Origin of the sequence: Succinivibrio dextrinosolvens, assembly GCF_900116345.1 — a bacterium.
Taxonomy (GTDB): domain Bacteria; phylum Pseudomonadota; class Gammaproteobacteria; order Enterobacterales; family Succinivibrionaceae; genus Succinivibrio; species Succinivibrio dextrinosolvens_B.
Window position 1 is genome coordinate 65,989 of record NZ_FPAH01000005.1, and the last position, 26,990, is coordinate 92,978.

Here is a 26,990-nt window from a genome sequence, read left to right on the forward strand (position 1 = left end):
TTTTATGGAAAGCACTAAAATCGACGTTGTGCTCCCAGCTGCAGGCGTTGGGAAAAGAATGCATTTGAATATCCCAAAACAGTATGCTCTGATCGGCAAAAAGACAGTACTTGAGCTTACGGTTGAGGCTATTTTCAGATGTGCTTCTGTTAACAATATTATTATTGGAATAAGCGGAGAGGATGAGTACTTTAATGAGTTACCACTAGCTGGTAACCCAAGAATTATTAAGGCAGATGGCGGTAAGGAACGTTCTGATACCGTGCATCTATGCCTAGAGCATGTACAGACTTCCTGGGTTATGGTTCATGATGCAGCAAGACCTTTTGTTCATATTGATGATCTTGATGCCTTATGCAGCAAGGTTTATTCATCAGAATATGGCGCTATTTTAGCCTGCAGATCTTCTGATACCTTAAAACAGGTCGTTAATGGCAGAATTATAAAAACGGTTCCTCGAGAATCCATCTTTAGAGCGTATACACCTCAGCTTTTTAAAACAGAATTATTAAAAAAAGCCTTGAATCATGCAGTTGAGTCTAATATTTCAATCACTGATGATGCCAGTGCAGTAGAGCTTCTGGGGTATCCGGTTGATATTGTTGAAGGCAGAGCCGACAATATCAAACTTACAACTCCTGAGGATCTTGCAATGGCTAGAAGACTTATTGAAGGAAAGGATAATGTTTAGAATCGGACATGGTTTTGATGTTCATAAATTTGGTGGTCAGGGGCCTTGTATCCTAGGCGGAGTTAAGGTCCCATATGAGCAGGGACTTCTTGCTCATTCAGATGGAGATGTGGTTCTCCATGCAATCTCTGATGCCTTGCTAGGCGCTTTGGCTCTTGGGGATATCGGTCATTTCTTTCCTGATAATGACGATAAGTATCTGAATATAGACAGTAGAATTCTTTTAAGACAAGTTGTTGCTAAGGTTCATGAGTTAGGATATGTCGTTAACAATGTTGATACCACCATTCTTGCCCAGGCTCCTAAGATGGCTGCCTATGAACCTGCAATGAGAGAGAATGTGGCTGCTGATTTAAACATCGACATCTCTCGAGTAAGTATCAAAGCTACAACTACTGAAAAGCTCGGCTTTACCGGAAGAAAAGAAGGTATAGCTGTTGAATCTGTAGTTTTACTTGTTAAAAAAAATCCTTAAATTAAACGAAGAATCAGTTTCTCAAATATTTCTTGAGAATTTTATTTGCTTATGAAAATTTTTACATCTCTTTTTAACATATTTGAAAAGCTTTCCTATCACAGATTTGCAACACCTATTATGTGTGCAAATTCTTTTTTTGAGTCAATATTCTGGCCGGTACCTGCTGATGTTATGCTGGTTCCTATGTGTGTTTATCAACGTAGAAAATCTCTGTACTATGCATTTCTGACTGTGCTGTTCTCTGTTCTTGGTGCGGTGGTCGGTTATTATCTTGGATATTACTTATATGATCCTTATATCAGTGATTTCATAAGAATTATGCACTATCAGAAGAGTGCTGCTAAGGCTGCTGAATACCTTACAACCTACGGAATTCTTTTCGTTTTTGTCGGTGCCTTTACTCCGATTCCTTACAAGGTTATTGCTATAACTGCAGGTTTATGTGCCGCTCAACGCTATGCGGATGAAGGTTCAGCCGGTGCATTAGGTATATTATCCTTCGTTCTTGTTTCATTCGTTGGCCGTGGTTTAAGATTTTTCCTTGAGGCCATAATTATCCTTATCGGCGGTGATAAGATGGAGCACCTAATCCGCAAATATATCGATAGAATCGGCTGGTTCTGTGTGTTCTTAATTGTGATTTTTGTTGCGTATAAGATCCTAATTTAAAAAAAATTTTATATTTTTGCGTGAATTTGTGTAAGAATAATTATAAATACACAGATTGCATGTAAAGATATGAAGAATAACAAAATAACTCTTTTTCTTTTAAGTGCAGTGCTGGCTACGGCCTGCACTAATCATCAAAGCAAGCCAAAGAAGATACCCGAAGTTGAGTACGCTCAACCGGTTCACGTCAGCTCGAAAGTCAAAAATCAGCAGGTTTATTCTGCCTCTTCTTCAAAAACTCAGGTAGGAGTAGTAAGACCTTACTCAGAGGTAGTCGTTTCCCAAAATGGGCAGATTGTAACAAATTCTGGAAATGTTAAACAGGCTAAGCCCTACATCCCTGATGCAGTCACCTCAAGTAACAGGGCGGTAAATCTGAATGATGAGACCTATCAGGTTAAGCCAGGAGATACGCTTTACTCGATTGCTTTCCGCTATGGAAAGGATTATAGGGAAGTTGCTCAGAAAAATAATATTGATGTTCCATACAATATCAGTGTGGGACAGATTATTCACCTGAATTCTAAACCAATGACCGTGGCGCCTTCGGCAAATGATCAGAAAATTTACATTGTTAAAAATGGAGATACAGCTGTATCTGTTGCCCAAAAGCATGGTTTGACTCTCTCTCAGCTGGTTAAAGCTAATCAGCTAAAAAAGCCATATTCACTTGAGGTTGGTCAGAAGCTTAATTTAGATACTTCAAAATCAATTGCATCTGCTCAGACCAATCCAAAACTTGTACCTGTAGCGGGTTCTGAAGATAAGACTTCTACCTCAGTAGCTCAGGTTCAGTCTGAAAACAAGGCTCCTGCTGCGATAAATGAATCTGCTCCTGTAAGGATAGTATCTGGAAAGACGGCATCTGTATCGGGAGTGTCATGGATGTGGCCTGCTAAAGGAACCGTAATCAGAAACTTCTCTTCCTCTAACAAGGGTATTGATATTGCTGGTTCTAGAGGGCAGAACATCAACGCTGCTGCAGCTGGACAGGTTGTATATTCAGGAAATGCGCTTAGAGGTTACGGAAATCTTGTGATTATTAATCATAATAACGAGTTCCTGTCTGCTTATGCGCACAATGATATGCTTCTGGTTAAAGAAGGTCAGAATGTGAAGCGAGGACAGGTTATTGCCAAGATGGGCTCAACCGATGCCTCACGTGTGATGCTTCATTTTGAGATACGTTACAAGGGGAATTCTGTAAACCCTCGAAACTATTTACCAAAATAAAAACTACATAAAAAAACAAGATACTATTCGCATTTTTGCAATGCGGAGTTTGAAGAACTGCGAAATTATACCTTTTTATAGTTGCAAAATTTGCATGAATTTTGCTTAATAAAATTATAACAACAAGCAACAAATGTTAAGGGTATCTCATGAACAATATAAATGAATCCGAGGAGCTAAGCTCCGAATTCCACGATATTCCTGATACTTTGGAAAAAGAGGTATCTCCATATAAGGGAGGCAAGATTTCATCTTCGCGTGAAAGTGTAGATCTGTTATCAAACTACTTCAGCTCTATTCGACGCTATCCTCTGTTATCGTCAGAGGAAGAGTCAGAAATTGGACGCAAGGCAAGAGATGGCGACAGAAGATCTATTGATCTGATGATAACGTCAAATCTTCGTCTGGTGGTTAAGATTGCCAAAAACTACCGAGCAAGAGGTGTGCCTCTGCTTGATCTGATAGAGGAAGGTAATCTGGGGCTTATTCATGCTGTTCAGAAATTTGATCCTGACAGAGGTTTCAGATTCTCAACCTATGCTACCTGGTGGATCCGCCAGAGCATAGAACAGGCTATTATGTGTCAGTCAAGACTTGTGCGACTGCCTGTTCATGTTATCAAAGAAATCAATATTATTCTCAAGGTTAAACGTCAGCTTCAGGAAGAAGATATTCAGAAGCCAGTTTCCATTCAGCAGATTGCAGAGGAAACCGGTAAAGATCCTGAGACTGTCAGAAACCTTTTATCTCTACTAGAAGGTACAAGCCCTCTAGATGTGAGTGTTCGCGGATCGGATGATGACAAGGAAGTATCTCTTCTGGATGTTGTTCCAGATACTAAACTTGTTTCTCCATTTGAACATGTTGATCAGAAAGAGGTGGTTGAGATTGTAAGAGCCTGGTTTAATGAACTTCCTGAGAAACAGCAGATGGTTGTTCTTTACCGTTTTGGCTTGAATGATGAAGATGTTCTTACTCTTGAGGAGGTCGGCAAGAAGATTGGTCTGACCCGAGAGCGCGTGCGTCAGATTCAGAGTGAGGTTTTAAAATCCTTACGCAAGACTTTTGAAAACTACGGAATCGACAAGAATTCCCTAGGAATGCAGAATCTAAACTAAAAAACAGATATTCCGCCTGATGGCGGAATATTTTTGAGTGCTGCTCTATTGAAGCTTTCCTTTTAATTCATTCAGGATATTAAGAGCTTCAATAGGTGTTATAGAATTTAAGTCTATCTCTTTTATCCTGTTTTCAACTTCACTCTCTTTCTCTTTGTAAATAATCTTTTCTACAGCATCAGCCTGTTGTGTATTTTCTGGCTTATTCCCTGAAAGAGATACATCCTCTTTGATTGGGGAATGCTTTTTCATGGTGTTTATATAGGATTTTGCCTTGGTTATAACTCCAGCAGGCAAACCTGCAAGATTACCCACTTCAATTGCATATGAGTAGTTCTGAGAGCCTTTATTTGCCTGATACATAAAGACAATTTTTCCTTCGAACTCTTTAGCCTTAAAACATATGTTTTCAATATTGTCGTAAGTGTCTGCAAGAGATGCTATTTCTGGATAATGAGTTGAAAACAGAGTAAAGCTCTTAACATTTGCACACATGTATTCGGCAATAGATAGTGCCAGTGCACTTCCCTCATAGGTTGAGGTTCCACGACCTATCTCATCCATCAAAACCAGACTGTTAGCTGTGGCGTTATTGATAATGGATGAAGCCTCTTCCATTTCGACCATGAAGGTAGAACGTCCGGAGCTAAGATCGTCTGAAGCTCCGATTCTGGTGAAAATTCGATCTATATTTCCTATCTGAGCATAGGTTGCTGGAACATAGGAGCCAATTCTTGCCATAATCGATATCAGAGCCGTCTGTCTCATGAAGGTGGATTTGCCTCCCATATTTGGGCCGGTAATAACCATCATCTGTTTTTTATCCAGACAGATGGAATTTGAGACGAAAGGAGAATCGGTAAGCGTTTCGATAACCGGATGTCTGCCGTTGTCGATTTTTATTATGTGCTGGTCACTTAAAAACGGTCTGACGTAGTTTCTTCGTTCTGCCAGATCGGCAAAACCAATAAGAACATCAAAGATTGAAAGCTTTGAAGAGAGGCTGATTAAACGAGGAAGTTCCTGCTGTAGTTTTCGGATGATTTCATTGAAGATTTCTGTTTCCAGAACTAAGGCTCTTTCTTTGGCGCTTAAGGCTTTTTCCTCTAGAGCTTTTAACTCAGGAGTTATATATCTTTCATTATTCTTAAGAGTCTGTCTTCTGATGTAGGTTGCAGGAACCTTGTCGGCCTGTGCCTTTGATACTTCAATATAGAAACCGTGAACAGAGTTGAAGTTGACCTTTAGGGTAGAGATTCCTGTCTTTAGCTTTTCTTCTTCCTCTATTTTTGAAAGCAGCATTTCAGAACCGCTCATCAGCTCGCGAAGTTCATCGAGCTCCTGATTATAGCCGTTTGCAATCACATCTCCGTCACGAAGAAATGTAGATGGATTGTCTAGAATTGACTGTGTAAGTAAATCTGCAACATCTCTTAATGGATCGAGCTGTTCGTTGAAATCTAAAAGTATTTCCTGATTAGACTGAATCAATCCCTGTTTCAAGGACGGAATCATCTTCAAGGAGTCTCGTAATACAGCCATATCTTTAGGTCTTGATGAGGATAGTCCGATACGGGCTATGATTCTTTCAATATCACCGATATTGTCCAGAATTGCTTTAAGTCCATCCTTATCAGAATTCATCAGTGCGGATACCAGATCAAGTCTCTGATTGATTTCGTTATTATTACGTAATGGCTCAATGATCATTTTTCTGATAAGTCTCTGTCCCATAGGGGTAGAGGTATTATCCAGAATAGACAGCAGTGAGCCGTAATTCTCACCTTTCAGATTGCTCAAAAGCTCAAGATTTCTCTGTGCGCATTTGTCCAGAATCACAAAGGCACTGTTGTCATCTCTACTGATCTGCTTGATATGTTCGATGGAAACATTCTGTGTCTGCTTTACATAATTAAGTAAAGCTCCTGCTGCACAGATACCTTCCTCAAGGTTTTCAATATCAAAACCGAACAGACTGTTGGTTTCAAACTGTTTGCATAAAAGCTTGTAACAGTTCTGAAGATCAAAATTCCAAGGAGCCAGTGCCTTTTTTGAACTGATATCCTGGAATAGAGTCATATCCTTGAAATTCTCAGGGTAAACGATTTCAATAGGGGACACTTTATCAATGTATAGCATCAGTTCTTTTTCATTGGCACAGACTGAAGTTTTGAATGTGCCTGAACTTAATGACAGATATGAAAATCCGTAATATCTTTTTCCTTTGAAAATACAGGCAATAAGATTGTCTGTACCATCAGGTGCGATTCCCTCATCTGTAACGGTTCCAGGAGTAATAATCTTTGAAACCTTGCGAACCATGGTCTTCTGATTTCCAGGAGTGCCAACCTGTTCACAGATAACGCAGGATTCTCCAAGTTTTATAAGTCTGGCAATGTAATTATCTACTGCATGAAATGGTACACCCGCCATTGGAATAGGCTCACCATTATTGGTTCCCCTGCGGGTAAGAGTCAGATCCAGCAGTTTGGAAATTTTCTTGGCATCATCATAGAAGAGTTCATAAAAATCTCCCAATCTGTATAAAACCAGCGTATCAGGATAATTAGCCTTTATTTCCAGATACTGACGCATCATTGGGGTTACATTCTTATTATTTTCTTCCATTTGAGTTCCGATTCTGTGAATGTTTTAATCTGTTTCAGCCAAGATATTACAAATTGTTCAATCTAACGTTATACCTTAATTAGGCTGAATATTAAGATAGTTTTGTAATGTTTTTTTTGTAGCAACGTATTCTATCATCTTTGTATCTTTGTCGCATTTAAGCTTTTTAAACATTCTGTAATAACAGGAATTATTATGCTTTATGTATCTCTCAATGAAGAAAAATAATCTCTGACGGAGATGAATTCTGTGACCTGTAGTAACTAATAAAAAATATATTGTTTATATATTGACATTCATAACTAACCTAATTATTATAGTTATAGAATTTAAAAACGAGGAACATAATTATGGCAGCTGCAAAATCATCTAGCACTGGCTCATCATCAAAATTAGTAGCCAACATTACAAAAGATCCAAAGAAACAGAAAGCTTTAGAAGCTGCAATGGAGCAGATTGAACGTCAGTTCGGTAAAGGTGCGATTATGCGCCTGGGACAGAATGAACTGGTTGATACTGAAGCTATTTCAACCGGCTCTCTGTCTTTGGATATTGCTCTTGGAATCGGCGGTCTGCCAATGGGACGTATTATTGAAATTTACGGTCCTGAGTCCTCTGGTAAGACCACTCTTACCCTAGAACTGATTGCTCAGGCTCAGAAAAAAGGTAAAGTATGTGCCTTTATCGATGCAGAGCATGCTCTTGATCCAATTTACGCAAAAAGACTTGGTGTAAAAGTTGAGGACGTATTCATCTCTCAGCCTGATACTGGTGAGCAGGCTCTTGAAATCTGTGAGACTCTGGTTCGTTCCGGCGGTGTTGATGTTGTTGTCATTGACTCTGTTGCTGCCCTTGTTCCAAAGGCTGAAATTGAAGGCGAAATGGGCGATAACCATGTTGGTCTTCAGGCACGTCTGATGTCTCAGGCCTTAAGAAAACTAACCGGTATTGTTAAACAGGCCAACTGTATGGTTGTTTTCATTAACCAGCTGAGAATGAAGATTGGTGTAATGTTCGGCAACCCTGAAACCACAACCGGTGGTAATGCCTTAAAGTACTACGCCTCTGTACGTCTTGATATCAGAAAGTCCAATGTTCTTAAGGATAAGGAAGAGGCTATTGGTAATGAGACCAAGGTAAAAGTTGTAAAGAACAAGGTTGCTCCTCCATTCAAGACTGCAGTATTCCAGATCCTGTTTAACTACGGTATTGCCAAGAATGGTGAATTGATTGACCTTGGTGTTAACGCCAAGATTATAAACAAGACTGGCGCCTGGTTCTCATACAACGGAGCCAAGATAGGTCAGGGTAAGGTAAACTGCATGAAATACCTTGACGAAAATCCTCAGGTAGCAGATGAAATTGAGGCTAAGATCAGAGAGTTCTACAAGAACAACAATGATTATGGCGATACAGCCTCAATTGGTTCTTCAGAGGCAGAGCAGACCGATTCCCTGGGAGATCTGGGAGATGAAGTTTCAGAAGAGGATTTAATTACTCCAATTCCAGAAGATTTATAGGAAGAATTAAATTTTGAATAACACTTTTTATTCAAAAAAGAAGGTTAAAGAATCAGACGCTGCATTGGCAACAAATGCAGCGTTGCGTTTTTTATCCAGAAGGGAATATTCCAAACTTGAGCTTTATCAGAAGCTCTGTCTCCGATATACGTCTGAGGCCGCAAAAGCCGCTGTAAAAAAGTGTGTGGAAAATGACTGGCTTTCGGAGAAGCGTTATATAGAAATGCTTCACAGACATATCATCAGTCAGTGTTATGGCCCTTTAAGATTTATTATGGAAGCAAAAAAGAAGGGGATTAGTGCTTCTGAATACGAGGATCTCTTAAGAGATACCGACTGGACAGCGGTAGCTGTTGCCTTTCTTTCAAAAAAACTATCTGATATCGAAAATCTTTCCTTTGAGGAGAAGCAGAAATATCTTGCAGCACTGGCAAGAAGAGGTTTTTCAAATTCCACCTGTATCAGTGCTATGGAAGAGTATCTTGGATCTTCTTTTGATCTTTAAGAAAAATTTGTCAGAAACTCCTTTTTCTTGTGATTTTTTCTTCCCGAATCTTCAAAGTAATGCGATCTGTGCATCAAAACCATGTATAATTCATCACTGTTTAAATTCATAATTTTAGGATCCAATATAAATGTACATGACAACTGATCAGATACGTGATGCGTATTTGAAATTCTTTGAAGAGCACGGACATACTATTGTTCGTTCTAGTTCACTTGTTCCATACAATGATCCTACCTTGCTATTCACCAACGCAGGTATGAATCAGTTCAAGGATATTTATCTGGGTAAAGAAAAGCGCGATTACGTACGTGCTACTACCGCTCAGAAATGCGTTCGTGCTGGCGGCAAGCAGAATGATTTAGACAATGTTGGCTATACCGCCCGTCACCACACCTTTTTCGAAATGCTAGGTAACTTCAGTTTTGGCGATTACTTTAAGAAAGAAGCTATTACCTTTGCATGGACTTTGTTAACCGAAGTATACAAGCTGCCAAAAGAATCATTAATGGTAACTGTATATGACAAGGATGACGAAGCATATAACATCTGGAAGGATATTGTAGGTATTCCAGAGAATAAGATTGTTCGTATTGGCGATAACAAGGGCGGACTATATGAGTCAGACAACTTCTGGCAGATGGGTGATACCGGTCCATGTGGTCCTTGTTCAGAAATTTTCTATGATCACGGTGAAGATGTTCAGGGCGGCCCTCCAGGATCACCTGATGAGGATGGCGATAGATTTATCGAGATCTGGAACATCGTGTTCATGCAGTACAACCGTAAGATTGACGGTACCTTTGAAAAACTTGCAAAGCCAATGATCGATAACGGTCTGGGACTTGAGCGTATTGCTGCTGTGCTGCAGGGCGTTCACTCAAACTATGAAATTGATTTATTTGTAGAGCTTGAGAAAACTGCTGCTTCTATCTTAGGTGTTAAGGATTTAAACGATAAGTCACTAAGAGTAATTGCAGATCATATCCGTTCATGTTCATTCCTGATTGCAGATGGTGTACTACCTTCAAATGAAGGTCGTGGCTACGTTCTTCGTCGTATTATCCGCAGAGCTGTTCGTCATGGCCGTCTGCTAGGTGCTAAGGAAGTATTCTTCTACAAGATTGTTTCAAAGCTGGTTGAGTTAATGGGTAAGGCATATCCTGAACTGGTATCTCAGCAGGCTTTAATTGAGCGTACTTTAAAGAAGGAAGAAGAGCAGTTCTTAAATACTCTTGATCGCGGTCTGGCTCTTTTAGAGAATGAGCTTACCAAGCTTGGTGATAGCAAGACTGTTCCTGGTGATGTTGCCTTCAAGCTGTACGATACCTATGGCTTCCCAGCCGACCTGACAAATGACGTGGTAAGAGATCGTGGCTATACAGTTGATATGGAAGGCTTTGACAAGTGTATGGCAGAGCAGAAGGCCAGAGCTAAGTCAGCATCAACCTTCGGTATTGATTACAATAAAGAGCTGAAGATCACTGAGAATACAGTGTTCACAGGTTATGACGGACTGGAATCTGATTCTAAGATTACCCATATCTTCAAGGATGGAACCGAAGTTGATTCGATTTCTACTGATGAGAATGCGGTAATTGTTCTGGATAAGACTCCATTCTACGGAGAAATGGGTGGCCAGGTTGGTGATAAGGGTATTATTACCATTGGAGAAAACGCTCGTTTCATTGTTGAAGACACCAAGCATGTTGCTAAGGCAACTATTCATATTGGCCGTGTTGATATCGGTCAGTTTGACAAGGATGCATCTGTTCATGCTCAGGTTGATGCAAATAATCGTGCTGATATTGCCCGTCATCATTCAGCAACTCATCTTCTGGATTCTGCTTTAAGAATTGTTGTTGGAGAGAGTGTTGCTCAGAAAGGTTCATATGTTGCAAACGATCGTCTGCGTTTCGACTACTCACACTCAAAGCCTCTGACCTTAGCAGAACGCAAGGCTGTAGCTGATCTTGTAAACGAGCAGATTCAGGCAAATCTTCCTGTAAAGACCGAGTGTATGGATCTGGATTCTGCTAAGAAGTCCGGAGCTATTGCTCTGTTTGATGAAAAATACGAAGAGAATGTTCGTGTTGTTTCAATGGGAGATTTCTCAAAAGAGCTGTGCGGTGGTACTCACACTGCAATGACTGGTGATCTTGGTGCCTTTGTTCTTCTGTCAGATGAATCTATTGCATCAGGTATCCGTCGTATTGAGGCTCTTGTAGGCAAGTCCGCTGTTGAATACCTGGATGAGGTATTTGCGGAGGTAGGCGCTGCCAGAGCTTTACTGAAGGTTGGCGGCAGCTCAAATATTGCCGATAAGGCAGAGCAGATGCTTGAGCACGCTAAATCTCTAGAAAAAGAGAATGAAATCCTCAAGGAGAAGATTGTTGCTCTAGAGAGCGCATCTTTAGTTGAGAAGGCTCATGACGTTAAGGGCGTACCTGTAATCTGTTCAAAGATTGAAAACTATGGTGCTAAGGAATTAAGAGTTGCCATTGACAATCTTAAGTGCAGACTTCAGTCCTACATTATAGTTTTAGGTTCTGTAGCTGAGGATGGTAAGGTAAGTCTGATTGCAGCTGTTTCTAAAGATCTTGTTTCAAAGCTTAAAGCAGGTGACCTGATTAAGGAAGTTGCTGCATACGTTGGCGGTAAGGGCGGTGGCCGTCCTGATATGGCTCAGGCTGGTGGTACTAATCCAGAAGGCTTGGATAAGGCTTTAGCATCAGTTGAAAAAATTGTTTCAGAGAGAATCTAGGCATATATGTTAGTAATATCACAAAAGGAAGGGGACAAGCTCGTACTGAGTAGTGGTATTACTATAAGCATTCTTGAAGTAAAATCTGGAAAGGTTCGTCTGGGAATTGATGCTCCTAAGGAAGTTGAAATCAGACGAGTTTCACAAAAAGAAAATACTTCAGACAAAAGCCATAAATAAGCCACTTAACTACTATCAATGCCTTGAGGTTCAAAAAAACTCTTGACATTGATAGTCAAAAATCAGATACTATGTCTCGCTTAATTTCAGCGGATAGATGACCGAGAGGCTGAAGGTACTCCCCTGCTAAGGGAGCATACGACTATAAAGGTTGTATCGAGGGTTCGAATCCCTCTCTATCCGCCACTCAGATTAGATTGAAAAAAAGAAATTAATTTTTCTTGCAAAATCGAAATCTGGTGATATAATTTTGCGACGTAAGTAACACTTTTGGTTGCACTTGTAGCTCAGCTGGATAGAGTAATCGGCTACGAACCGATCGGTCAGGGGTTCGAATCCCTTCAAGTGCGCCACTCCAAAAGTTAACTTATTTTTCCAAGCACGCACTTGTAGCTCAGCTGGATAGAGTAATCGGCTACGAACCGATCGGTCAGGGGTTCGAATCCCTTCAAGTGCGCCACTCCTTCTTTCTCAATTTCCAAATTAATTTTCCAACTGTTTTAAATTTTGCCTTAAAATATTCGAGCAGTAGAAAAACAATCTATTACTAATATTTCAATTTAAACTGGATTTGTAATGGCAAAGAATAACTCTCAGGATGAACTTTCCGTATACAAGGAACCTCCTAAAAATTTAGAGGCAGAGCACAATTTTCTTGGCTCAATCATTCTTGATGGCTCTTTACTGGAAAAAGTTCGTGAAACAGTTGGTATGCTAGATGTTTCTGAATTCTCCAGTTCTAAAAATCAGGTCGTTTACGAGGAAATTCTTTCAAGAGCTGCCACTTCAGATGATTTTAATGTTACTGTCCTCTGTGCGGAACTTGAGCGAAAGGGCAGATTAGCTGATGCCGGTGGTATGGTCTATATTGCTGGTCTTACTGAGCTTACCGGTCCGAGTGCAGCTGTCAGTGAATACGCAAAGATCATTCGTGACACATCTAGACGTCGTCGTCTGATTAAGGTTTCAGAACATATTGAGAAAATCTGCTACAGTCCTAATGGTCTTACTGTAGATGAAATTTACGATGAAGCTCAGGGCCTGATATTCAAACTAGCTGAGTCAAATACATCTGTTGATGAAGGTCCTGTACCTATGACAACAGTTGCCCTCAATCTTATCAAGAAGATTCATGATGACGTTGATTTGGGCAAAAAGATGAATGGTGTTGCCTCAGGCTTTACAGAGCTTGATGAGATTACGCAGGGCTTCAGACCAGGAACCTTTAATATTATTGCAGCACGTCCTGGTGTGGGAAAAACCTCTTTTGCAATGAATATCGTTTCAAACATTGCAATGAATGTCGATGAACACAGACCTGCTCTGGTGTTTTCTCTGGAAATGCCTGCAAATGAAATTGCTATGCGTCTGATTTCATCTTTTGGAAGAGTTCCTGGAAAAGATCTTGCTGCAGGTAGGGTAAGCGCGGAACAGTGGCGTGATATTATCCGTAAGGTAAAATTACTTACAGAATCAGATGGAAACGGTAATGATCGCGTAAAACTGTATATTGATGACGGTTCAGATCTAACTCCTCTGGAATTACGCTCAAGAGCAAGAAAGATTGCGGCTGAGAATGGCGGTTTATCCTGTATTATGATTGACTATATTCAGCTTATGAGAGGTCAGTCAAAACATGACAACCGTTCACAGGAAGTTGGTGAGATTTCAAGATCATTAAAACAGCTGTCAAAGGAGCTTGAGGTTCCGATTTTTGCTTTGGCTCAGCTAAACCGTGATGTTGAGGCTAGAAAGGATCACCGTCCAATGAACTCTGATTTACGTGAATCAGGCTCTCTTGAGCAGGATGCCGATATGATTATGTTTATTGACAGAGACGTAAATCGTGGTGAAAACAGTGATGACTCAAAAGCCACTCTGATTATCGGTAAAAACAGAAGCGGTGCTACTGCGGATATTGAGCTGCAGTTCCAGGGCGCCTATACAACCTTCTATGATAAGGCCAACTATATTGCAACTGATGATGACGTACCTCTTCCTGAGGATGATTACTATCAGAGACAGTAATGTCAATAAGGAATAACAAACATGGAAAGCGTAACTGCTTTAATTGACAAGCAGGCATTGATACACAATATAAAAGTAATCAAGGATAAAGCTAAAGATTCAAAAGTAATTGCTGTTATCAAGGCGAATGCCTATGGTCATGGCGCTATCGCTGTAGCAAATGCCTTAAAGGATAAAGTTGAAGGTTTTGCTGTTGCAAGAATCGGCGAAGCAATGGATTTACGTCGTGATGGAATAAAAAATCCAATTTTTCTTCTGGAAGGCTTTTATAACGACGATGATCTTCCTTTTATCTCTAAATATGATTTATACACTGCTGTAAATACAATGGAGCAGGTTGAGGCAATTGAGAGAGTTTCTTTTTCAAAGCCAATACATGTATGGATTCAGGTTGATATCGGAATGCATCGTTTAGGCTCAAATGATAAGGCTACGATTGCCAAGATAAAATCTCGTCTTGAAAAGTGCGACAAGGTTATAAAACCTCTGGGGCTTTTATCTCACCTATCTGTTGCAGATACCCCTGCTGAGTTTGAATACAACAAGACTCAGATTTCTAATTTCTTTGATTTTGCAAAGGACATTCAGGGAGATCTGTGTCTTACAAACTCTGCCGGAATCTTTGACTGGCAGAATTCACATACCCAGTGGATTCGTCCTGGTATTGTCATGTATGGTATCTCTCCATTTGAAGACAGAACCGGAGAGGATCTCGGATTAAAGCCTGTTATGACCTTAAAGAGTAATCTTATTGCAATAAATAAGGTTAAGAAGGGAGATAAGATTGGTTATGGCGCCTATTATGTGGCAGATAAGGATACTACAATCGGTATTGTTTCCTGTGGCTACGGCGATGGCTATCCTCGTACTGCACCTAACGGAACTCCTGTTCTTATCAATGGCCGTTATGTAAAGACTGCAGGTCATGTCTGCATGGATATGCTGTTTGTGGATTTAGGCGAGAACTGTACTGATAAGGTTGGAGATGAGGTTATCCTATGGGGAAAGGGATTACCTGTGGAGAAAATTTCAGCACTGTGCAATACGATTCCTTATGAGCTGATCTGTCACGTAATGCCTAGAGTGGAATTTGTATTTGGCTAGATGCAATACCGCGAGGAAGAGCTCGCGGTATATTCCAATTCTTTGCAACAATAGATAATCTTACTGAGTTTTTTTTACGAACTTCTTTAATGGGTCATCGTATTTTCGGGCCATCAGATTCATATCTGGAGGAAAAGCTGTAGCTTTGCAGTTTGGCATGTCTTTTCCTACAAGATTGTTCGAATAATACTTACGGTGTTCTCCCATAATATAATCAGGGAACTTATTAAATACATCCTGTGCTTCTACCAGGAAACCCTGTATTACTTCGACCATTTCAGATACGGCAATAAGACATTTCTTTTCATCTTCAGAGCCATAAATAGCGTGTACAAGCATTATGAAGAAAGATTGCAAGCTTCCTTCTATTAAACATGCATAAAATAGATCATCGCTATGTCTTTTATTCTGGATAAAGCGAGATATCTTCATCAGTTGTACGACTAGATCTTTTCTATTTTCATACTTCAGCTTTTTAAGCATAAGAAGAATGTCATTGCATATTTCTGCAAATCTAGGTTTTGAAATAAGTTTTTGTATTTTTTCTTCTGTAATATCTATTTCAGCCGTTTTTTCGTGTTTTATAAATTCATGGAATTTTACTTTATCAATTTCTGTTAGCGAATTGAATAATTCGAACAGACTTTCTGAATGAGTTGGCTTAGTGTTTTCAATAAAAATACCATCTGAACAGTTGCAACAGGAAACTGATGGATTTTGGGCTAACAAGGTTCCAATATTTTTTCCTGATCTATAGAAGAGCATATTTGTTAGAGTTTCTTCTCTGAAGTTTCCTCTGGCTTTTGAGTTGATACAGTAGGCACCACCCTTATCAGGGACTCCATGTTCATTATATAGAGTGGTATTTCCTGCATGGTTTTCCTGTTGCTCGCTGACTTTTCCGCAGTCAATTCCAAAAAGATACAGGTTATTAAAGCCAAGATAAACAGCTCCTGATACTCCGCAATTTGACACAAATGGATTTGATAAGGAGCAGCCTTGAAGCCAGTCTAACTCACCGGTATTTTGTTTAATGTATGGAATCAATGGTTCGTTTTCTTTAACAAATAAAGCAGAGTCCTTAAAATAATCAAAAGTATATGGATGGCATACGTTAGTAGATATTATGATTAGATTATTTAAAAACTCTTTGTCTGGTATAGCCTGAAGTGCCTGAGCAATCACGGGGGTTCTCTCTGTACAGGCGTATAAATCAGGCTTTATTCCAGAATGATAGAGTGTGTCAAGTGCGGTTCCGCATGCAATAATTATAGCTTTATCCTGATTTTTTCTGATAAAAGCAAGATCGTTATCTAAAGATGGTCCTGAACCTATGATGAATACTGGCAGATTCTTGTACTCACCTAGTTCTACGTGTTTTTTTACAAATTTCCTATGGGCCTGTATTGCTTTAATTGAGTGGCAACAGCCAAAGAAAGTATCATCAAAAAAACCGGAACGAAAAAGAATGGTCTTATAGTCCAAAAGATTATTCAAAATACTTAGACTTCCTTCGTTGTAGGAGTGAATAATCATTAGTCTGCTATTAAGCAGAAATTCTCCGTTTTTTATGCCTATTTCTTCAATTTGACTTAGAAGGTTGTCAGTCTGACCTAATATTAGGTTAAAGGAAAAATCATTCTGAAAGATATATTCAAGCAGATTGGCCCAGTCAAATGTATGTAAAGAGGCAAAGAAAACGTCTTGATCAGGTTCAATCAGGATTGTGTTGCAGATCTCCAGTCTCTCGAATAAATCTGCTAAGTGATATCCAAGGCCAACTCCGATAATCATGCAACTTGCAACAGAGCCTGTTTTAAGAGGAGAGATTTCATTGACAAAAGCATTCTGAGAATCAATTTCAACCAATCTGTTTAGGTATCTGAAGGAAAACTGCCCAAAAGGATCATATTGAGGAGGGTATTTATCAGACTGTATATTAACTTTCTCTAATTCACTAATAATCTGTTTTTTGCAGTACTCTATAGGATCTTCTGGATAAAATGGTTTGTTTGAATCTCCAAAGGATACGTTAGGCGTTCCTGCCTCAGAATAAAAAAAACTGATATTCTTGGTTGGTTTGTATGACTTGAATTTTGCTGCAATATCAGGAAAGTATTTCTCAAATGTTTGAATATTTTCAGAGAATCTTGTCAAAAGAAAATCTGAGATGTTGTCGTTTTGAATATTATTGTTTGTATCCATATTCATTTGAAGATTATCCTGAGTTCAATTGATACACGTCTAATGCTATGTTTAGCATATCGAGATTTTAGAGTAAAAAAAGACTTTTAAGATGTGAGGGGAGGGTCAAGATTTAGTTTGAATTATAGTTTGAATAAAAAAAACAGAGTCCCTGATGACAGAGACTCTATTGTTTGAATCTTAATTTTTCTTAACAAATCTCATTGATAGATCTAAAGCTCTTACATTCTTGGTTAGAGCTCCTACGGAGATGTAGTCAACACCGGTTGAGGCAAATCTGCCGATGGTATCAATGTTTACGTTTCCTGAAATCTCAAGCAGTGCCTGATGATTTGTCTGTTTTACTGCCTGAATCATTGAATCATATTCAAAATTATCCAGCATGATGATGTCAGCTTTTGCATCAAGAGCCTGTTGTAGTTCGTCAAGATTCTCAACTTCAACCTCAACTTTAAGCTCTGGATGTGCTGCACGAGCTCTCTCGATTGCCTTGGCAATACCACCTGAGGCCATAATGTGGTTCTCTTTGATAAGATACATGTCAAAAAGACCAATGCGATGATTCTTGCCGCCGCCGCAGGTTACTGCATATTTTAGAGCGGTTCTCAGACAAGGCAGTGTCTTTCTGGTGTCCAGAAGACTGCAGTTTGTGCCTTCCATCTGTTTAACGAATTTAGAAACCTGAGTTGCTACACCGGATAGAGTCTGTACAAAATTCAGTGCGGTACGCTCTGCAGTAAGCATTGCTCTTGAGTTGCCCTTTAAATGGAAAAGCTGTTCACCTGGTTCAATGGTATCTCCGTCTTTAACAAACCACTGAATTTCAACTTTGTTGCCAAGCTGTCTGTAAACTTCCTCGACCCATTCTTTTCCACAGAAGATACCGGCCTCACGTGTAATAACTGTAGCTTCATCAGTCTCGTTTTCGTCAATAAGCTGTGAAGTAACATCCAAAGAAGGATCAAGAACTCCTCCTAAATCCTCTGTTAGAGCCATTTTAACGGTGGCTACAATATCATCTTGAAGCATATTTAATTCCTAGTAGTAAATTTTTTTCTAGTAATAATAGCACATTCTTTGTTTAGGGTAATTTCTGCCCTTTGTTCTATGGTATTTTTTGCGCCAAAAAAATACACGAAAATGTGACAAAGACTGCACATGCGCTTTGTTTTTGATATAATCGAAACTTAATTTACTTTAATTGTGAGAGATAAAAACGTGTTAGAAACAATCTCTATTGAAGATCAGGTTGAAGCTCTTAAACAGAGAGCTGATGCATTAAGGGGGTACCTTTGACCTTCAGACTAAGAGAGAACGTCTTGAAGAAGTTAATGGACTGCTAGAAGATCCCAAGTTATGGGATGACCCTCAGAAGGCACAGGAACTTGGAAAAGAAAGACAGTCATTAGAAACTGTTGTAAAAAATTTTGACAATCTGTATCAGGGATTCGATGATCTTTTGACCTTGGATGAAATGGCAAAAGAGGAGAATTCTGCTGAACTCGCTGAAGAAGCTAATGCTGAAGCTCAAAGATTGGAAGCTGCTTTGGAAAGACTGGAAATTGAAAGAATGTTTTCAGGTCCAAACGATAATGATCCTTGTTATATGGATATTCAGTCTGGTTCAGGTGGTACCGAAGCTCAGGACTGGGCTGAAATGGTCATGCGCATGTACGTTAAGTTCGGTGAAAAGCATGGCTTTACTGTTACTGTTACAGAATTGTCTGAAGGTGAAGTTGCCGGAATAAAATCAGCGACTTTACGCTTTGAGGGAGATCATGCCTACGGCTGGTTCAGAACCGAAACCGGAGTACACCGTTTAGTCAGAAAATCTCCTTTTGATTCAAATAATCGCAGACATACTTCATTCTGTTCTGCTTATGTTTATCCTGAGGTTGATGACAATATTGAAATTGAAATCAATCCTGCTGACTTAAGAACAGATGTTTACAGAGCATCAGGTGCTGGCGGACAGCACATTAACAAGACAGAATCTGCAGTACGTATAACACATATTCCAACCGGAATTGTTGTTTCCTGTCAGAATGAACGTTCTCAGTTTCAGAACCGTGATCAGGCAATGAAACAGTTAAGAGCAAGACTGTATACCCTTGAGCTTGAAAAGAGAATGAGTGTTCAGAAGGAAATTGAAGACAGCAAGTCAGATATCGGCTGGGGCTCTCAGATTCGCTCCTATGTTCTTGATGATGCCCGTATCAAGGATTTACGTACAGGAGTAGAGTGTCGCGATACAACAAAAGTGTTGAATGGCGATCTGGATCAGTTTATTGAAGCAAGTTTAAAGTCAGGACTTTAGACTTAGAAATTTAGGAAAGTGAAAATGGCACAAGAAAACATTGGCTCTGCAGAGTCTTTAAACAATGTAATGCAGGATCGTAGAGATAAGCTGAATGCTCTTCGTGAAAAAGGTCAGGCATACCCAAATGATTTCCGTAGAGATGCATTCTCATCAGATATCATTAAAGCATGTGCAGATAAAGACAATGAAGTTCTGGAGAAAGAACAGAATACTTATACCATTGCCGGTAGAGTAATGACCCGCCGCATCATGGGTAAAGCAGGTTTTGCCACCATTCAGGATATGGGCGGAAGAATTCAGATTTATGTTGCAAGAGACAATCTTCCAGAGGGTGTTTACCAGGATGTATTCAAGAAGCTTGATTTAGGCGATATTATCGGTGTTACCGGTTTTGCCTTCAAGACCAAGACCGGTGAGCTGTCATTACATGTTAGTGCACTGCGTTTACTGGTTAAGGCACTGCGTCCTCTTCCAGAGAAGTTCCATGGTCTTACCGATCAGGAAGCACGTTGCCGTCAGCGTTATGTTGATCTGATTGCAAATCCAGAATCACGCCGTACCTTTGAGATTCGTACAAAGGTTGTTTCCTTCATACGTAAATACATGAACGAGCATATGTTCATGGAAGTTGAAACTCCAATGATGCACGTAATTCCAGGCGGTGCAAACGCTAAGCCATTCATTACCCATCACAATGCTCTAGATATGGATATGTATCTGCGTATTGCTCCAGAACTATATCTGAAGAGACTTGTTGTTGGCGGTTTTGAGCGCGTATACGAGATTAACCGTAACTTCAGAAATGAGGGTATCGACGTTCGCCACAATCCAGAATTCACCATGATGGAATTCTATATGGCATATCATGATTATAAAGATCTGATTGATTTTACAGAGGATCTTTACAAGAAGATGTCATTAGAGGTTCTAGGTACCACCAAGATTCATTATGGCAAGGAAGGTGAGCCTGGTTTGGATATTGATTTCTCAAAGTCATTTGACCGTCTGACCATGAAAGAGTCTATCGTTAAGTACGGCAATGGTATCACCATGGCAGATCTTGAGGATGAAGACAAGGCACGTGAGCTTTGTAAGAAGCATCATATTGAGATTATGAAGGGCTGGACTTTAGGTCACTTTATTACTGCTCTGTTTGATGAGCTGGTTGAAGCAAATCTGCAGCAGCCAACCTTTATTACCAGCTATCCTGCTGTAGTATCTCCTTTAGCACGTAGAACTGATGGTGATGAGGAGTTCACTGATCGTTTCGAGTTCTTTATCGGTGGCCGTGAAATCGGTAACGGCTTCTCTGAGCTGAACGATCCAGATGATCAGGCAGGACGTTTCCGTCAGCAGGCTGAAGCAAAGAATGCCGGTGACGATGAGGCTATGTATTACGACGACGATTACATTACCGCAATGCAGTATGGTTTAGCTCCAACTGCAGGTGAGGGTATTGGTATTGACAGAACTGTTATGCTGTTCACCAACTGCCACACCATTCGTGATGTAATCCTATTCCCAACATTAAGACGCAATTAGGATTTTTCTTCGGAAGGTGAAGACCATGCAAAAGTATCAGGGCTCAATGGTAGCTTTAATTACTCCATTCAAGAATGGAAAGGTTGATTTTGAGGCATTAGAACGTCTGGTTGAGTTTCATGTAAAAAATGGAACCACCTGCATCGTTGTAACAGGTACTACAGGTGAATGCCCAACATTATCATTTGATGAACATGTTGATGCTATTAAGGCTGTAGTTAACTATGCAAAAGGACGTATTCAGGTTATGGCTGGTGCAGGTTCTAACAACCCTGTAGAAGCAATTGCCCTGTCTAATGCAGCTAAAGATGCCGGAGCTGATTGTCTTTTGCATAATGCAGGCTATTACAACCGTCCTAATCAGGAAGGTCTGTATGCACACTTCAAGATGGTTCATGATAACACTGATCTTCCAATCTTCCTTTACAACGTACCAGGCCGTACAGTTGTAAATATCTCATCAGAGCTTGTTGCTAAACTCTCTAAGCTTGAGCGTATTATCGGTATCAAGGATGCTACCGGCAATCTTGAGAGACCTTGGATTGAAAGAAATCTGATTGATAAGCCTTTTATCTGGCTGTCAGGTGAGGATTCAACTGCTGTTAACTTCAATGTTGCCGGCGGTGTTGGTGTTATTTCTGTAACTGCAAACGTTGCTCCTGCACTGGTTGCAAAGGTTCAGAACCTAACCCTTGAGAAGAAGTGGGAAGAGGCTGCCGATGAGCATCTGAAGCTTATGACTCTGCATAAGCTGATGTTTAAAGAGCCTAGCCCAGCTCCTGCTAAATACGGTGCTTCACTGTTAGGTCTATGTTCTGAAGAATCTCGTCTGCCAATTCTTCCAATTAGTCAGAGTCTGAGAGAAGAAATCAAGACTCAGATGCAGAAGTTAGAGCTGATTTAATGACAGATAATAAAGAAGTTCAGGAGTCTCTTTCACCAGAGGCTTCTGAAAAGAAAAAAGATTTTAGAATCAAGTCTTTTGTTGTTCGTGCTGGTAGAATGACAGAAGGTCAGATTCGTGCAATTGAGGAACTTGGTCCAAAATATATGGTCGATGTTGAGGATTTACAGCCTCTGGATATCGATGGTATTTTTGGTCGCAGTGCTCCTTTAGTTGTAGAAATTGGTTTTGGTATGGGGGTTTCTTTTGTTCAAATGGCAAAGGATGCTCCTCAGTATAATTTTCTGGGAATAGAAGTTCATCCTCCTGGGGTTGGTTCTGCTCTTAGGCTGATCGAACAGGAAAAGCTAACCAATGTTAAGGTGATTAAGTTCGACGCCTTTGAGGTTCTGAAAAAGTGTCTGAAACCTCAGAGCGTGGATATTCTTCAGATCTTTTTCCCTGATCCTTGGCCAAAGAAACGTCATGTTAAGCGCAGACTTATCAATGACGATTTTGTAAAACTGGTTGCTCCTCTGTTTAAATCAGGCGGTCAGTTCCGTATGGCAACAGACTGGGAAGATTACGCAGTTCAGATGCTGGATGTTCTAAGCAGAGCAGAAGGCTTCACCAATACTTCAGCGGATGGTACATATATTCCTCGTCCTTCATGGCGTCCTTTAACCAAGTTTGAACAACGTGGTCAGAGACTAGGTCATGGAGTATGGGATTTGGTATTTGTTCGTGACTGATTCAAGACAAGATCAATTAACTGCATTTGTTAAAAGCATTATTTTAGAAGATGAAATAATGCTTTTGCCTTTAAATGGCGATGCAAGTTTCAGAAGATATTTCAGAGTATCAGGTAAAAATCTAATTGCTGTTGATGCTCCTCCTCAGACTCAGAAAAATAAAGAATTCATTGCTATAGATGAGGCATTGGCCTCTGAAAAGGTCAAAGTTCCAAAGATCCTGTCATATGATCTGGAAAATGGTTTTATGCTCTTAGAGGATCTTGGCAATACAACTTTTGCCCAGGTTGCCATAGGAACCTATGCTGAGTCTTACTACCTGCAGGCAATTGATCTTTTAGCTCCTGTTGCGAAGGTTATCTCCAAAGTTGAGCTGCCATTATTTGATGATGAATTCATAAACTTTGAGCTTTCCTTATTTGAGACCTGGATGCTTGAAAAAAGACTCGGCGTTCAGCTTTCAGATGATGAAAAACAGGTTCTAAAAGAATCTTATGATTATATCTGTGAAAGCCTCAAGAAACTTCCTTATGTTGCAATGCACAGAGATTATCATAGCCGTAATCTAATGGTCTGCGATAAGGAACTTGCTGTAATCGATTTTCAGGATATGGTAAAAGGTCCTATAACCTATGATCTCGCCTCTCTTGTTTATGACTGTTACGTGGTGCTTGATAAAGAGCTTGTAAACAAGTGCATAGCCAGAGCCTACAGCAGATATGTTGAACTTAAACTCTTAGAAGGGATGACAAAAGATGAGTTTGAACGTCTTTTGAACATAACTTCTCTTCAGCGACACATTAAGGTATTAGGTATTTTCTGCAGACTCTCTATCCGAGATGGTAAAAACGGCTATCTAAAAGATTTACCTCGTGTCATAAATTACGTTTTAGATGAGTGCAAAACAGACCCTCATTTTAGTAAACTATCCAATATTATTAAAAAATATGTGGTAGGAAATTTCTGATGAGAGCTATGATTCTGGCTGCAGGTCGCGGTGAAAGATTAAGACCGATTACTGATACTATTCCTAAGCCAATGGTTAAGGTTGGAGATAAGGAATTACTTCTGTGGCACATCCTCAAGCTGAAAAAGGCTGGTATCACCGAGATCATCGTTAATTCAGCCCATCTCTCAGATAAAATTGTCGATTTCCTAAAAGATGGCTCTGCTTTTGGAGTAAGTATCACTCATTCAGTTGAAGGTCAAACCGGTCTTGAAACTGCGGGTGGTATTATCAAGGCTCTACCTTTCTTTAAAGGAGAGAATTTTCTGGTTGTAAACGGGGATACCTTTATTGATGCAGATTATTCCCAGTTTATTCATCCATTGGAAAAAGGTGATCACGCAAGAATATATCTTGTTGATAATCCTGAACATAATCCTCATGGTGATTTCTCATTAGATCCTGTAAGCAAAAACTGCTCAAGAGGATCTCAGTTTACCTTCTCGGGGGTTGCCGTTTATTCTTCTTCTGTTTTTGAGGGCTTCCCTGTAGAAAAAAGACCTCTGCTGCCAATCTTTGAAAAACTGGCTCTAAACGGGGAATTAAAAGGGGAACTTCTTAAGGGAAGATGGTTTGACGTCGGAACTATCGAACGTCTAAACAATGTAAACTCATATATAACATCTCAAAACATCATCTAATACAAAAGTAATCATGTCATTAAGTGAAAAAGGCAGAGAAGCTGGAATTAAATTTAGCTACAAGGGCAGTATTATCGGTATTGTCCTAGGAATTATCTTAGCTGTAATCTGCTCTCATATTCTTCCTGCAATTATTACTCCTCTGGTTGCTTTTTTTCTTTATGACCGACCAAAATACAAAGAAGCTGTAGAAAAGATTCTGGCTCAAAGACTTCTGCAGAAGGAACAGGAGGAGAAGGCTTTAGAGGAAGCTCGCCTAAAGGAAGAGAAAAAGGTAGAGAAGAAGATTAAGGCTGTACAGAAAAAGAATAGAGAAAACAAAGCTTCACTTTACGAGAATATTTATACCGTAGCCGGATATATACTAGCCAATCAGGAGGATTTGACTGAATATATCCAGAATGCCGAGGATGTTATTACTTATTTCAAGGCTTCCAAAGAGGAACGCCGTCTTGCGGTAGAGGCTTTTAATTATGCTCTTGATCCTGAGTTTAATGTTGATGAGTTTGTTGAAAATTATCTTCTCTACATTGGTAAGAACCGCGATTATATAAACTACGTCTTAACCTATGCTCTTATCATTGCAACGGTTGATGACAATATCCATTATGATGCCAAAGAGCGTCTGGTTGCCATTGGTAAGGCAATGGGCTCTTCAATGGCCGCCCTTAAGAGATTATTCAAATCAAACGGTGCAGAAGCTAGATTTGCTAGAGAATTTGAGAAGCAGTCTCAGGAGAATCTATCAGAAAGTACCTCAGTTTCCTCATTTGAGTCAGATAATAGTTCTTCAGGCACTAAAAAATCCAAAAAGAGTTCAAGTTCCTCCTATAATCATACAGGAGCAGAGAAAACTTCAGAGGCTCTGGATATTCTGCAGCTGGATGTTTCCGCAACCTTTGATGATATTAAAAAGGCATACAAGAAGCTTATGCTTAAATATCATCCTGACCGTTTAGCTTCTCAGGGACTTTCTGAAGATATGATTGCAATTTATACAGATAAGGCTAAGGCTATACAGGCTGCTTTTGATTATCTGAAAAAACTCTACAGTGAAGTTATCTGATTAAATTTAAAGTAAATTTTCGAGTAATTATGAATAACAGTTATAAAGGCCGAGTCATAGGTTTTCTTTTAGGTTTTATCTTTGCAAATTTCCTTGGAGCGATTCTATTCATGATCCTAGGATATATATTCTTTGATAAGCCTGCAAACCTTAAAAGGCAGCAGAATGATGAGGCGGTTCGAGCCTTTACCTCTAATGCAAACTATAACGAGTCTCTGGTTAAGGTTACCTTTGCCTTAATGGGATATGTAGCCCGCGGAGCAGGCCGAGTCAACGAGAATCATATCGAAAAGGCGTCTCAGATTATGAATGTGATGGGACTGAATCCTCAGATGCGCAAGACAGCAATTGAGGCTTTTAATTCAGGAAAAAGTGATGCCTTTAATCTGAATGATACTATCCAGGAGATTAAGTCTCTTATCGGAAACAACTTCAGCTTTGTTAACTTTATTCTGGAAATTCAGGTTCAGCTTGCCTTATCAGATGGAGTTTTAGAAGACGAAGAATATCGTCGCCTTATGGATATAGCTGTAAAGCTTGGTGCCTCTCGTGAATCTATGGAGCAGTATATTCGCTCTAGATATAATGAAATGCACTTTGAGCAGCAGTTTAAGGATTTCTATAGATCACGTTATGAAAGAGGAAAATCTGGGGCTGGATATGATTACTCCAACTCAGATCGTTCCTATGAATATAATGACAGCTACTCAGGCAGTTCCAGTGCAGATTCCTCTAAACTTGATGCTGCCTATAAGATTCTTGGAGTTGAGGCTTCTGCCTCTGATGAGGATGTTAAAAAGGCTCATAAGCGTCTGATGCTTAAGTATCATCCTGACAGACTTGCATCACAGGGGCTAACCCCTGAAATGATCAAGCTTTATACTGAAAAAGCTAAGGATATTCAGGCAGCTTTTGATCTTATCAAAAAAGAGCGAGGAATGTAGTTATCAGTGTGTTGGTTTGTAGATGGTCTTTCCGATATCTACATAATACTGAAGAACTGTTTTACCGTATTCTTCATCAATACCGCCGCATACTTTTATGTTGCGTTTCTTCATCTCATCAAACCAGTCTGGTTTGAATCCTTCGTCAAAGCCGGTGATTTTTTCAACTTCTGACGAAGGTACACTGAATACTATCTTATTGACTCCTGACCACATTATGCCACCAAGGCACATAATACAAGGCTCTGCGTTTACAAAAAGAGTGAGTTTGTATTGGGCCAGATTAAAGTTTTTAAACTTTTCAAAGGCTAATTTCAGGGTGTTCATTTCAGCGTGATTAAGAGCACATTGCGTTTCAATTACACTGTTTGAGGCTCCAACCACAAAATTGTAATGCTCATCGTAAAGCTCTGCGTAAAAAGGTCCTTTTCCGTTATCTATACCGAGTTTGGTTTTATCGTGGATTTTTCTGAGGATGGATTGAGCTTTTATTATTTCTTCATCTGAGATTTCATAATTGGAGATACAAGGCATAGAAGAGATTCCTTTAATAAAGCCAGTCTGCTTCTATAGCATAAATAAATTAGAATTTTTCTTTTTTAGAGTATTTCACAAAATGGATTACAAAAAACTCAAATTTATTAAGTTTAAATGAAAAAAAACGGTCCTTGGACAGCTTTTTTGAAATGAAGTCAGTCTTGGTAGTTCACCTG

The 26,990-nt window shown here is 39.7% G+C and carries 23 protein-coding genes and 3 tRNA genes; 22 read left to right on the forward strand and 4 right to left on the reverse strand.

The annotated features are described in order from the left end of the window. Nucleotides 1-4: 4 nt before the first annotated feature. The 5 genes from ispD to BM308_RS02750 all read left to right on the forward strand — a co-directional run bounded on the left by ispD (nucleotide 5) and on the right by BM308_RS02750 (nucleotide 4,189). A complete protein-coding gene (ispD, locus tag BM308_RS02730; protein ID WP_074942761.1) occupies nucleotides 5-691 on the forward strand; it encodes a 2-C-methyl-D-erythritol 4-phosphate cytidylyltransferase in 687 nt (228 codons plus the stop codon). Continuing rightward, nucleotides 684-1,166, forward strand: a complete 483-nt coding sequence (gene ispF, locus BM308_RS02735) for a 2-C-methyl-D-erythritol 2,4-cyclodiphosphate synthase (protein ID WP_074942762.1) — start codon at nucleotides 684-686, stop codon at nucleotides 1,164-1,166. The genes ispD and ispF overlap by 8 nt, the downstream gene beginning before the upstream one ends. A 51-nt stretch (nucleotides 1,167-1,217) precedes the next feature. Next, on the forward strand, nucleotides 1,218-1,838 hold the full coding sequence (locus tag BM308_RS02740) for a YqaA family protein (RefSeq protein ID WP_074942763.1): 621 nt from the start codon (nucleotides 1,218-1,220) through the stop codon (nucleotides 1,836-1,838). Between the two features lie 69 nt (nucleotides 1,839-1,907). Beyond that, nucleotides 1,908-3,071, forward strand: a complete 1,164-nt coding sequence (locus tag BM308_RS02745) for a peptidoglycan DD-metalloendopeptidase family protein (RefSeq protein WP_074942764.1) — start codon at nucleotides 1,908-1,910, stop codon at nucleotides 3,069-3,071. 149 nt (nucleotides 3,072-3,220) lie between these two features. Continuing rightward, nucleotides 3,221-4,189: a sigma-70 family RNA polymerase sigma factor gene (locus BM308_RS02750; RefSeq protein WP_074942765.1), complete on the forward strand. Its 969-nt coding sequence runs from the start codon at nucleotides 3,221-3,223 to the stop codon at nucleotides 4,187-4,189. A 45-nt stretch (nucleotides 4,190-4,234) separates the two neighbouring features. Here BM308_RS02750 and mutS read toward each other — a convergent pair whose 3' ends face one another. Then, nucleotides 4,235-6,817 (reverse strand): DNA mismatch repair protein MutS, encoded by a 2,583-nt coding sequence (mutS, locus tag BM308_RS02755; protein WP_074942766.1) that lies wholly within the window; start codon nucleotides 6,815-6,817, stop codon nucleotides 4,235-4,237. A 446-nt stretch (nucleotides 6,818-7,263) separates the two neighbouring features. Between mutS and recA the strand changes: the two genes are divergently transcribed. The 9 genes from recA to alr all read left to right on the forward strand — a co-directional run bounded on the left by recA (nucleotide 7,264) and on the right by alr (nucleotide 14,918). After that, nucleotides 7,264-8,337 carry a recombinase RecA gene (recA, locus tag BM308_RS02760; protein ID WP_373604438.1) on the forward strand — a complete coding sequence of 358 codons (1,074 nt, stop codon included), beginning with the start codon at nucleotides 7,264-7,266 and terminating at the stop codon, nucleotides 8,335-8,337. A 13-nt stretch (nucleotides 8,338-8,350) separates the two neighbouring features. Further along, nucleotides 8,351-8,842 carry a regulatory protein RecX gene (locus BM308_RS02765; RefSeq protein ID WP_074942768.1) on the forward strand — a complete coding sequence of 164 codons (492 nt, stop codon included), beginning with the start codon at nucleotides 8,351-8,353 and terminating at the stop codon, nucleotides 8,840-8,842. Between the two features lie 130 nt (nucleotides 8,843-8,972). After that, the gene (gene alaS, locus BM308_RS02770) at nucleotides 8,973-11,606 is read left to right on the forward strand and encodes an alanine--tRNA ligase (protein WP_074942769.1); all 2,634 of its coding nucleotides are present in this window, start codon (nucleotides 8,973-8,975) and stop codon (nucleotides 11,604-11,606) included. Nucleotides 11,607-11,612: 6 nt separating this feature from the next. Then, the gene (locus BM308_RS02775) at nucleotides 11,613-11,786 is read left to right on the forward strand and encodes a carbon storage regulator (RefSeq protein ID WP_074942770.1); all 174 of its coding nucleotides are present in this window, start codon (nucleotides 11,613-11,615) and stop codon (nucleotides 11,784-11,786) included. 91 nt (nucleotides 11,787-11,877) lie between these two features. Continuing rightward, nucleotides 11,878-11,972: transfer RNA gene (locus BM308_RS02780), tRNA-Ser, on the forward strand. Between the two features lie 90 nt (nucleotides 11,973-12,062). Then, nucleotides 12,063-12,139: transfer RNA gene (locus BM308_RS02785), tRNA-Arg, on the forward strand. Between the two features lie 30 nt (nucleotides 12,140-12,169). After that, nucleotides 12,170-12,246, forward strand: a tRNA-Arg gene (locus tag BM308_RS02790). Nucleotides 12,247-12,362: 116 nt separating this feature from the next. Next, nucleotides 12,363-13,814 carry a replicative DNA helicase gene (gene dnaB, locus BM308_RS02795; RefSeq protein WP_074942771.1) on the forward strand — a complete coding sequence of 484 codons (1,452 nt, stop codon included), beginning with the start codon at nucleotides 12,363-12,365 and terminating at the stop codon, nucleotides 13,812-13,814. Between the two features lie 21 nt (nucleotides 13,815-13,835). Further along, entirely contained in the window at nucleotides 13,836-14,918 is a 1,083-nt protein-coding gene (gene alr, locus BM308_RS02800) for an alanine racemase (RefSeq protein ID WP_074942772.1), read from the forward strand. Between the two features lie 60 nt (nucleotides 14,919-14,978). On the opposite strand, the gene BM308_RS02805 is transcribed toward alr, so the two are convergent. Together BM308_RS02805 and nadC are read right to left on the reverse strand one after the other, a co-directional pair. Next, complete coding sequence (locus BM308_RS02805) at nucleotides 14,979-17,129, reverse strand: motility associated factor glycosyltransferase family protein (RefSeq protein WP_074942773.1); 2,151 nt, start codon at nucleotides 17,127-17,129, stop codon at nucleotides 14,979-14,981. A gap of 174 nt (nucleotides 17,130-17,303) precedes the next feature. Continuing rightward, nucleotides 17,304-18,152 carry a carboxylating nicotinate-nucleotide diphosphorylase gene (gene nadC / locus BM308_RS02810; protein ID WP_074942774.1) on the reverse strand — a complete coding sequence of 283 codons (849 nt, stop codon included), beginning with the start codon at nucleotides 18,150-18,152 and terminating at the stop codon, nucleotides 17,304-17,306. Nucleotides 18,153-18,341: 189 nt separating this feature from the next. On the opposite strand from nadC, the gene prfB reads away from it, so the two are divergent. From prfB to djlA, 8 genes are all read left to right on the forward strand, one after another. Continuing rightward, a protein-coding gene (gene prfB, locus BM308_RS02815) for a peptide chain release factor 2 (protein WP_143098551.1) occupies nucleotides 18,342-19,440 on the forward strand; the annotation gives its coding sequence in 2 pieces (ribosomal slippage) (nucleotides 18,342-18,416 and nucleotides 18,418-19,440; 1,098 coding nt in all). A 24-nt stretch (nucleotides 19,441-19,464) separates the two neighbouring features. Continuing rightward, the gene (lysS, locus tag BM308_RS02820; RefSeq protein ID WP_074942775.1) at nucleotides 19,465-20,985 is read left to right on the forward strand and encodes a lysine--tRNA ligase; all 1,521 of its coding nucleotides are present in this window, start codon (nucleotides 19,465-19,467) and stop codon (nucleotides 20,983-20,985) included. A 25-nt stretch (nucleotides 20,986-21,010) separates the two neighbouring features. After that, entirely contained in the window at nucleotides 21,011-21,889 is an 879-nt protein-coding gene (gene dapA, locus BM308_RS02825) for a 4-hydroxy-tetrahydrodipicolinate synthase (protein ID WP_074942776.1), read from the forward strand. Beyond that, nucleotides 21,889-22,620 (forward strand): tRNA (guanosine(46)-N7)-methyltransferase TrmB, encoded by a 732-nt coding sequence (gene trmB / locus BM308_RS02830; protein WP_074942777.1) that lies wholly within the window; start codon nucleotides 21,889-21,891, stop codon nucleotides 22,618-22,620. The genes dapA and trmB overlap by 1 nt, the downstream gene beginning before the upstream one ends. A 58-nt stretch (nucleotides 22,621-22,678) precedes the next feature. After that, nucleotides 22,679-23,587 carry an aminoglycoside phosphotransferase family protein gene (locus tag BM308_RS02835; RefSeq protein WP_177214403.1) on the forward strand — a complete coding sequence of 303 codons (909 nt, stop codon included), beginning with the start codon at nucleotides 22,679-22,681 and terminating at the stop codon, nucleotides 23,585-23,587. Beyond that, a complete protein-coding gene (gene murU, locus BM308_RS02840; protein WP_074942779.1) occupies nucleotides 23,587-24,267 on the forward strand; it encodes an N-acetylmuramate alpha-1-phosphate uridylyltransferase MurU in 681 nt (226 codons plus the stop codon). The genes BM308_RS02835 and murU overlap by 1 nt, the downstream gene beginning before the upstream one ends. A 13-nt stretch (nucleotides 24,268-24,280) precedes the next feature. Further along, the gene (locus BM308_RS02845; RefSeq protein WP_074942780.1) at nucleotides 24,281-25,333 is read left to right on the forward strand and encodes a DnaJ domain-containing protein; all 1,053 of its coding nucleotides are present in this window, start codon (nucleotides 24,281-24,283) and stop codon (nucleotides 25,331-25,333) included. Nucleotides 25,334-25,362: 29 nt separating this feature from the next. Then, entirely contained in the window at nucleotides 25,363-26,277 is a 915-nt protein-coding gene (djlA, locus tag BM308_RS02850; RefSeq protein ID WP_074942781.1) for a co-chaperone DjlA, read from the forward strand. Nucleotides 26,278-26,280: 3 nt separating this feature from the next. Here djlA and BM308_RS02855 read toward each other — a convergent pair whose 3' ends face one another. Further along, the gene (locus BM308_RS02855) at nucleotides 26,281-26,811 is read right to left on the reverse strand and encodes a deaminase (protein WP_074942782.1); all 531 of its coding nucleotides are present in this window, start codon (nucleotides 26,809-26,811) and stop codon (nucleotides 26,281-26,283) included. Between the last annotated feature and the right edge of the window lie 179 nt (nucleotides 26,812-26,990).

What these genes read in the sequence shown, in the direction of transcription:
- mutS (WP_074942766.1), bottom strand. Translation starts at nt 6,817, where the DNA reads ATGGAAGAAAATAATAAGAATGTAACCCCAATGATGCGTCAGTATCTG.
- recA (WP_373604438.1), top strand. Translation starts at nt 7,264, where the DNA reads ATGGAGCAGATTGAACGTCAGTTCGGTAAAGGTGCGATTATGCGCCTG.
- BM308_RS02745 (WP_074942764.1), top strand. Translation starts at nt 1,908, where the DNA reads ATGAAGAATAACAAAATAACTCTTTTTCTTTTAAGTGCAGTGCTGGCT.
- BM308_RS02740 (WP_074942763.1), top strand. Translation starts at nt 1,218, where the DNA reads ATGAAAATTTTTACATCTCTTTTTAACATATTTGAAAAGCTTTCCTAT.
- BM308_RS02775 (WP_074942770.1), top strand. Translation starts at nt 11,613, where the DNA reads ATGTTAGTAATATCACAAAAGGAAGGGGACAAGCTCGTACTGAGTAGT.
- BM308_RS02835 (WP_177214403.1), top strand. Translation starts at nt 22,679, where the DNA reads ATGCTTTTGCCTTTAAATGGCGATGCAAGTTTCAGAAGATATTTCAGA.
- djlA (WP_074942781.1), top strand. Translation starts at nt 25,363, where the DNA reads ATGAATAACAGTTATAAAGGCCGAGTCATAGGTTTTCTTTTAGGTTTT.
- alr (WP_074942772.1), top strand. Translation starts at nt 13,836, where the DNA reads ATGGAAAGCGTAACTGCTTTAATTGACAAGCAGGCATTGATACACAAT.
- BM308_RS02805 (WP_074942773.1), bottom strand. Translation starts at nt 17,129, where the DNA reads ATGAATATGGATACAAACAATAATATTCAAAACGACAACATCTCAGAT.
- BM308_RS02845 (WP_074942780.1), top strand. Translation starts at nt 24,281, where the DNA reads ATGTCATTAAGTGAAAAAGGCAGAGAAGCTGGAATTAAATTTAGCTAC.
- alaS (WP_074942769.1), top strand. Translation starts at nt 8,973, where the DNA reads ATGTACATGACAACTGATCAGATACGTGATGCGTATTTGAAATTCTTT.
- ispD (WP_074942761.1), top strand. Translation starts at nt 5, where the DNA reads ATGGAAAGCACTAAAATCGACGTTGTGCTCCCAGCTGCAGGCGTTGGG.
- lysS (WP_074942775.1), top strand. Translation starts at nt 19,465, where the DNA reads ATGGCACAAGAAAACATTGGCTCTGCAGAGTCTTTAAACAATGTAATG.
- BM308_RS02855 (WP_074942782.1), bottom strand. Translation starts at nt 26,811, where the DNA reads ATGCCTTGTATCTCCAATTATGAAATCTCAGATGAAGAAATAATAAAA.
- dnaB (WP_074942771.1), top strand. Translation starts at nt 12,363, where the DNA reads ATGGCAAAGAATAACTCTCAGGATGAACTTTCCGTATACAAGGAACCT.
- BM308_RS02750 (WP_074942765.1), top strand. Translation starts at nt 3,221, where the DNA reads ATGAACAATATAAATGAATCCGAGGAGCTAAGCTCCGAATTCCACGAT.
- murU (WP_074942779.1), top strand. Translation starts at nt 23,587, where the DNA reads ATGAGAGCTATGATTCTGGCTGCAGGTCGCGGTGAAAGATTAAGACCG.
- nadC (WP_074942774.1), bottom strand. Translation starts at nt 18,152, where the DNA reads ATGCTTCAAGATGATATTGTAGCCACCGTTAAAATGGCTCTAACAGAG.
- ispF (WP_074942762.1), top strand. Translation starts at nt 684, where the DNA reads ATGTTTAGAATCGGACATGGTTTTGATGTTCATAAATTTGGTGGTCAG.
- dapA (WP_074942776.1), top strand. Translation starts at nt 21,011, where the DNA reads ATGCAAAAGTATCAGGGCTCAATGGTAGCTTTAATTACTCCATTCAAG.
- trmB (WP_074942777.1), top strand. Translation starts at nt 21,889, where the DNA reads ATGACAGATAATAAAGAAGTTCAGGAGTCTCTTTCACCAGAGGCTTCT.